Below are 6,806 nucleotides of genomic sequence, written 5' to 3'. Positions count from 1 at the left end.
CATCTACCAATTCAGGCAGGTTCAGACAGAATATTGCAAGCAATGGATAGAGGATATACTCAAAAAGAGTACTTGCAAAAAATAGAATTGCTTAAAAAATACATTCCAAATATAGCATTGTCTACTGATATCATAGTTGGATTTCCGGGAGAAACTTACGAAGATTATTTGGAAACAGTTAAAGTAATAAAAGAAGTAGAGTATGACCAAGTGTTTGCATTTAAATATTCACCAAGACCAGGAACCCCGGCAGCGGATTTACCAATGACAGAGTCGCCGGAAGAGCTTTCAAAACGTTTAAATGACTTGATAAATTTACAAAAAGATATAACTTTTAAAAAGAATCTTGGATATCAAGATAAAATAGTTGAAATCTTGGTAGAAGAGATAAATCAAGAGAATAAGTTGGTAGGCAGAACAAGGACTAATAAACTTGTTTATGCGGAAGGAAGTCCGGAGTATTTAGGAAAATTAGTAAATGTAAAAATTGAAAAAGTAAATAGATTTTCCTTAGAAGGAAGTATAATTGGAGGCGATTAATTATGGTTGAGATGGAAGTCCAAGGTATTACATTAGACCCAATAACAAACATGCCTGTGTTGTTATTAAAAGGCAAAGAAAATGATGAAATTCTAACAATTTGGATTGGAGTATTTGAAGCAAACTCAATTGCTATGCATTTGGAATCAATGACCTATCCAAGACCACTAACTTATGACTTATTTACAAACATCTTAAACTCACTCTCAACATCCGTTGAAAATGTAATAATCCATACTTTAAAAGATAATACTTATTATGCTTCAATCATCTTAAGAGACAAGGAAGGTAGAACTGTTGAAATAGATGCACGTCCAAGTGATGCTATAAACATTGCTCTAAGGTCTGGATGTCCAATATTGGTTTCAGAAGAGGTTTTAGCTGAAGCTAATAATGGCAAAAAAGAAAAAATTGACGAAGAAGACCTAAAAGAATGGATAGAATCACTAAAGCCAGAGGATTTTGAGAAAAATATAGAATTCTAAAAGGCTAAAGCCTTCATATAACAGGAAAAGATTGTTCGATAAACATAAAGAAAGGATTATTACAGATGTCTTTCTGAGCGAAGCGAAGAATTTATTTTTTCTTTCTTTTTAAAAAACATTAAAGAATAAGATACTTCACGACGCTGCTGGATAACAAAGAAAATAAAAATCTCTTATTCTAAAGCCGTACGAAGTATTTCATAATTTTTCATCCAACAATGTTTTTGAAAAATACTTTAAAATCTAATTACTGCTGCACCCCAAGTTAATCCACCGCCAAAAGCAGTTAAAAGAATATAATCTCCTTTATTAAACCTTCCTTCTTTGTAAGCTTCATACATAGCAATTGGAATGGATGCAGCACTTGTATTTCCGTATCTATGAATATTGCTATAAACCTTTTCTAACGGTAATTCTAATTTTCAGCCAATGCTTGAATGATTCGTATGTTGGCTTGATGAGGAATTACTAACTTAATATCTTCTTTATTTATCCCGGCTTTTTGTAATGCTTTTAAGCAAGCAGTTTCCATAGATTTAACAGCCTGTTTAAAAGTTTCTCTTCCTTGCATTCTCAGCTTCTCGCCAACCTGACAGTGTAAAAGATGACCATAAGAACCATCAGACTTCATTACTGTTGATAAAATATCACTCGAAGAGTTAGATTTGGAAATAACAACAGCACCGGCACCATCACCAAATAGTACTGCAGTTGTCCTGTCAGCCCAATCGATTATTTTTGAAAAAACTTCACTTCCAACTACAAGAACATTTTCAGCTTTCCCGGATTTTATAAAACTATCCGCTATTGTAATGCCATATATAAAGCCGCTACAAGCAGCTGAAAAATCAAAAGCCATTGGATTTTTACATCCAAGTTTATCGGCTAATATACAAGCCGTGGAAGGAAATATATTGTCCGGAGTAGACGTTGCTACAATTACAATGTCTATGTCCTTTGGAGTTAATCCTGCATTTTCAATAGCTTCTTTTGATGCGTGAAAAGCAAGGTCGCTTGCCTTAACCCATTCATCTGCTATTCTTCTTTCTTTTATCCCGGTTCTTGTTGAAATCCATTCGTCCGATGTATCAAGGATTTTTTCTAAATCATGGTTGGTTAAAACTCTTTCAGGAACATACATTCCTATGCCTTTTATCTCACTGGACATTATTTTCTCCATAAACTTCTTCTTCTTTTCCTTTTATCAGCTCTTGAGGAATTAGAGTGTTAATATTTTCAAGGAGTTTTTTGTTAAAATCGTGATTTACAAATTCAGAAGCAAATCGTAATGCGTTTTTTATAGCTTTTTCATCTGCTCTTCCATGGGTGATTATGCATGTTCCCTTAGTGCCAAGCAAAGGAGCACCGCCGTATTCCGTAAAATCTGCTTTTTTCTTAAATCTTTTTAAAGCAGGTAACATTAATGCTGCACCAATTTTAGATATGAGGCTTTTTTCTACTTCTTCTTTTATCATTTCAAGAATAATCATTCCAAGGCTTTCACTTGTTTTTAATACAACATTCCCTACAAATCCATCACAAACAATAACATCAAAATCTCCGGTGAAAATATCTCTACCTTCTGCATTTCCAACAAAATTTAGTTTAGTCATTTTAAGTAGTGGATATGTATCTTTTACAAGTTCGTTTCCTTTTCCTTCTTCCTCTCCGATGCTTAAAATTCCTACTTTTGGATTATCAGATGTTTGAAGTATTTCTTTGACATAAGTATGACCCATTACTGCAAAATATAACAGATGTCTTGGTCTGCTGTCTACATTGGCACCAACGTCAATCAGTACAGTTCTTTTTCCTTTTTTGTTTGGAAATGCCACTGCTATACCCGGTCTCTCTATTCCTTCTGCAGCTCCAATAATAAACTTTCCTATGCTCATTGCAGCACCGGTATTTCCGGCAGACACAAAAGCCTGAGCTTTACCTTCTCTGACTAATTTCCCTGCAATATGCATAGAAGAGCTTCTTTTCTTTCTTAGAGCTATGGATGGAGATTCGTGCATTTCAATGACTTCAGGAGCATCTATGATTTGAATCGGAAGATTTTCTATTGAAAGATTATTTTTTTTTATTTCCTCTTCTAATACTTCCTTCTTTCCTACTAAATATACACCTATTTTATACTCTTTTGCAAACTCTATTGCACCTTTAATATTACAGAGAGGAGCATAATCTCCTCCCATTGCGTCTAAAGCTATAAACACTTATACAACCTCAATGACCTCTTTGTTTTTGTAATATCCACAGTGGGAGCAAACTCTGTGAGGAGCTTTTGGCTGACCACACTCAGGACAGATAGAAAGTCCGGGCATTTTTAATTTCCATTGTGCTCTTCTCATAGCTGTTTTTGCTTTAGATTTTTTCCTCTTAGGTACTGCCATATTGTAAGCCTCCTTTTTTCAATTTTAAAGGATATATTATATCAAAAATTTAAGATTTAAGAGACTCTAATTTAGCAAAAGGAGACAACTTTCTTCTCATTTTCTCTTCACAATCACATTGCTCAACATTCTTATCCGCTCCACAGTAAGGACACAAACCTTTGCAATCTTCATTACAAAGAAGCTTCATCGGAGTGTTTACAAGGATTTCCTCTCTGATGAAATCATACACGTCAAATTTTTCCTCATCTTCTAAGTATTCAGAATATAATTCAGCCTCTGAAAGTTCCTGATGTTTTGGGTGTTTTTTTGTAAATAAAATACTTTCACAAACATTAAACTGTTGATAAAACTCAGTTAAACATCTATCACAGTGCATTAAAATAGACGTGTTGAAGATAGCCGTGATAACGTAGCCATCTTTGTCTTTAAGTAAATGTAATTTTACAGATACACTTTGTCCATCTTTTACTATATACTCTTGTGGCAAATCCAACTCATTCATTGGAATATCAAATTCAAGCTCTTTAAAAGGTTCTTTTTTAAGCTCTTCTTTTAGGTTTAAATATATTTTCAATTTAACTACCTCATAAAAAAATTTTGTTATAATATAGTACAATGATTTTAAATGACAAGACAATTAGAAAATATATAAGCGAAGGTTTACTTGAGATAAATCCTCTTGATGACATCCAAATCCAACCCTCTTCTGTTGATTTAAGACTTGGAAATGAATTTTTGATTTATCCGGAAGACATAGAAATAATAGATGTAAGAGACCCTTATTTTTCCAATAGGCTTATAAAAGAGATAGCCACAGAAGAAGGGTTTATCATCAAACCAAAACAGTTTGTTCTTGCTACGACGATAGAGTATATAAAACTTCCGGACTTTTTGACTGCATTTGTAGAAGGAAGGTCTTCCTTAGGAAGGCTTGGTTTATTTATTGAAAATGCCGGCTGGGTGGATGCTGGATTTGAAGGCAACATAACCTTAGAGTTTTACAATGCAAACAGTATTCCAATAAAAATTTATCCTGGAATGAGAATCTGTCAGCTTGTTTTCGCAAAAATGGAAGATAGGTCAGAAAAACCATATAGAGGTAAGTATCAAGGTCAAAGAGGAACAACAGCATCAAGAATATTTTTAGATAGGGATTAAGGTTTTCGTTGATCAAAGCTAAAGACCATACAGTAATGTCATTCTACAGTCTGTGAAGAATCTGAGAGTGCTGTTAAAATTTTTGTAAGCTCACCTTTCTTTGTCATCCTGAGGCTGAAGGCTGAAGGATCTTATTCATCTTTTGATTTTTTGGTTAAAAAGAAAAACGTGAGATTCTTCGCTTCGCTCAGAATGATGATGTGGATTTTTACAAGCAGTTTACATAGTGCATTTTCCTTGAATTTCTCATTATGTTATCATATTTTATCTTTTATTAATAACGTTTTTTTATAACTTTATGGAGGATTAAAATGGAAAAGTTGATTATATTTGATACTACTTTAAGAGATGGTGAACAAGCGCCTGGTTTTTCAATGACAGTTGAAGAAAAAGTAAAGATGGCTTTACAGCTTGAAAAACTTGGTGTTGATGTTATTGAGGCTGGTTTTGCTGCTGCATCCGAAGGAGATTTTGAGGCTATTAAAAGAGTTGCTCAGGAAGTGAAAAATGCAAAAGTTTGCTCCTTGGCAAGGGCATTAGAGTCGGACATAGAAAAAGCAGGAGAAGCTCTATCTCCAACAGAAAACAGAAGAATTCATACATTTATAGCAACATCTCCTATTCATATGCAGTATAAGTTAAGAATGAAGCCGAAGGAAGTTTTAGAAAGGGCTGTAAAAGCAATAAAGTATGCTTTAAAATTTACAGATGATGTTGAGTTTTCTGCAGAAGATGCTTTTAGGTCTGAAAGAGAGTTTTTGTACAGAGTTTTTGAAGCTGTTATAGATGCAGGAGCTAAGACGATAAACGTACCTGATACTGTTGGTTATGCTATTCCGGAAGAGTTTGGAAAGTTAATAGCTGATATTAAAAATAACGTTCCAAATATAGATAAGGCTGTAATCAGCGTTCACTGTCATAACGATTTAGGATTAGCGGTTGCAAACTCCCTCTCTGCTGTAAAAAATGGAGCAAGACAAGTTCACGCAACTATAAATGGAATTGGTGAAAGGGCTGGTAATGCTGCACTTGAAGAAGTTGTAATGGCTATAAAAGTAAGACATGATTACTTTAAAGATGTTTATACAACTATAAACACAAAAGAAATTTACAAGACAAGCAGATTATTATGCAGAATTACAGGAAGTTTTGTGCAACCAAACAAAGCAATTGTTGGAGATAATGCTTTTGCCCACGAAGCAGGTATACATCAGCATGGAATTCTTGCACATAGAGAAACTTATGAAATAATGAGAGCTGAGGATGTTGGTGTGCCAAAATCTAAAATTGTTCTTGGAAAACACTCCGGAAGACATGCATTTAAAGCAAGATTGGAAGAGCTTGGTTATACAACCTTATCGGAAAGCGAAATAGACACATTGTTCCAAAAGTTTAAAAAACTAGCAGACAAGAAAAAAGAAGTATTTGATGAAGATATAGAAGCTTTAATCTTAGAAGAGTTTTCAGAGTTTGACCAAGAAGCAAAATTAAAATACTTCCATGTAATCAGTGGTGATAACGTTATTCCAACTGCGACTGTAAGAATAGAAAAGGAAGGACAAGAGGTAATCTCAACTGCATGCGGAGATGGTCCGATAGACTGTGCATTCAATGCTTTGGAAAAAGCTTTAAACATAAAAGGAAAGCTTATGGACTATACTATTAGGTCTTTAAGCTCAGGTAAAGATGCAATGGGTGAAGTAAGAGTTATTGTCAGATTTGAAGATTCTGAGCATATAGCTTCCGGAAAAGGAACATCTACAGACATAATAGAAGCAAGTATTAAAGCTTACATAGATGCTTACAACAAATACATGGCAAGAAAATCTTTCTTAACAAGGCAGATTAATGAAGGAGTGTAGATGAAAAAAAGTTTATTTTTAATCCTACTTATTCTAATAGGGTTTGTTGTTTTATTCATCTTAGGAAAGATAAACTTTTCAAAGCCTGAGATTACAGTACTGAATAAAACTTTGTCTTTGGGAGAGAATGCTGTTATATCAGTTAAAGCCGTAGACGATAAGCCGGGTATAAGAGATTTAAAAGTATATATTTCCCAGAATAATCATAAAATTAAAGTTTTCGAACAAAGTATTGATAATCAAAAAGAAGTATCTTTAAATATAAATATTAAGCCAAAGAGTCTTGGCTTGGTTGAAGGAAATGCTGTTTTAGAAATAGAAGCAAGAGATGGTTCCATACTTAAAATACAAGAGTATTAATA

Annotated in this window: 8 protein-coding genes and 1 pseudogene; 5 read left to right on the top strand and 4 right to left on the bottom strand. The window is 33.8% G+C overall.

Features of this window, described 5'->3' with window-relative positions:
* Positions 1-540, top strand: a 540-nt coding sequence (locus tag SULYE_RS04665) for a TRAM domain-containing protein (RefSeq protein ID WP_007547011.1), incomplete at its 5' end; no start/stop codon positions are given.
* Between the two features lie 2 nt (positions 541-542).
* The gene (locus SULYE_RS04660) at positions 543-1,025 is read left to right on the top strand and encodes a bifunctional nuclease family protein (protein WP_007547010.1); all 483 of its coding nucleotides are present in this window, start codon (positions 543-545) and stop codon (positions 1,023-1,025) included.
* A 236-nt stretch (positions 1,026-1,261) separates the two neighbouring features.
* On the opposite strand, the pseudogene SULYE_RS04655 reads toward SULYE_RS04660, so the two are convergent.
* The 4 genes and pseudogenes from SULYE_RS04655 to SULYE_RS04640 form a co-directional block, all read right to left on the bottom strand.
* Positions 1,262-2,193, bottom strand: a pseudogene (locus tag SULYE_RS04655) (beta-ketoacyl-ACP synthase III).
* Complete coding sequence (plsX, locus tag SULYE_RS04650) at positions 2,183-3,244, bottom strand: phosphate acyltransferase PlsX (protein WP_007547008.1); 1,062 nt, start codon at positions 3,242-3,244, stop codon at positions 2,183-2,185. Before plsX ends, SULYE_RS04655 begins: the two are co-directional and overlap by 11 nt.
* On the bottom strand, positions 3,245-3,421 hold the full coding sequence (gene rpmF / locus SULYE_RS04645) for a 50S ribosomal protein L32 (protein ID WP_007547007.1): 177 nt from the start codon (positions 3,419-3,421) through the stop codon (positions 3,245-3,247).
* A 49-nt stretch (positions 3,422-3,470) separates the two neighbouring features.
* Positions 3,471-3,998, bottom strand: a complete 528-nt coding sequence (locus SULYE_RS04640) for a YceD family protein (protein WP_007547005.1) — start codon at positions 3,996-3,998, stop codon at positions 3,471-3,473.
* A 41-nt stretch (positions 3,999-4,039) separates the two neighbouring features.
* On the opposite strand from SULYE_RS04640, the gene dcd reads away from it, so the two are divergent.
* From dcd to SULYE_RS04625, 3 genes are all read left to right on the top strand, one after another.
* A complete protein-coding gene (dcd, locus tag SULYE_RS04635) occupies positions 4,040-4,582 on the top strand; it encodes a dCTP deaminase (RefSeq protein ID WP_007547003.1) in 543 nt (180 codons plus the stop codon).
* Between the two features lie 311 nt (positions 4,583-4,893).
* Entirely contained in the window at positions 4,894-6,444 is a 1,551-nt protein-coding gene (locus tag SULYE_RS04630; protein ID WP_007547000.1) for a 2-isopropylmalate synthase, read from the top strand.
* A complete protein-coding gene (locus SULYE_RS04625; RefSeq protein WP_007546998.1) occupies positions 6,445-6,804 on the top strand; it encodes a hypothetical protein in 360 nt (119 codons plus the stop codon). It abuts the gene before it with no gap.
* The last annotated feature ends 2 nt before the right edge of the window (positions 6,805-6,806 follow it).

This window comes from Sulfurihydrogenibium yellowstonense SS-5 (assembly GCF_000173615.1).
Taxonomy (GTDB): domain Bacteria; phylum Aquificota; class Aquificia; order Aquificales; family Hydrogenothermaceae; genus Sulfurihydrogenibium; species Sulfurihydrogenibium yellowstonense.
Note: the sequence above shows the minus strand (reverse complement) of the source record. Positions and strands in the feature narration are given on the sequence as shown.

What these genes read in the sequence shown, in the direction of transcription:
- SULYE_RS04660 (WP_007547010.1), top strand. Translation starts at nt 543, where the DNA reads ATGGTTGAGATGGAAGTCCAAGGTATTACATTAGACCCAATAACAAAC.
- rpmF (WP_007547007.1), bottom strand. Translation starts at nt 3,421, where the DNA reads ATGGCAGTACCTAAGAGGAAAAAATCTAAAGCAAAAACAGCTATGAGA.
- dcd (WP_007547003.1), top strand. Translation starts at nt 4,040, where the DNA reads ATGATTTTAAATGACAAGACAATTAGAAAATATATAAGCGAAGGTTTA.
- SULYE_RS04630 (WP_007547000.1), top strand. Translation starts at nt 4,894, where the DNA reads ATGGAAAAGTTGATTATATTTGATACTACTTTAAGAGATGGTGAACAA.
- SULYE_RS04625 (WP_007546998.1), top strand. Translation starts at nt 6,445, where the DNA reads ATGAAAAAAAGTTTATTTTTAATCCTACTTATTCTAATAGGGTTTGTT.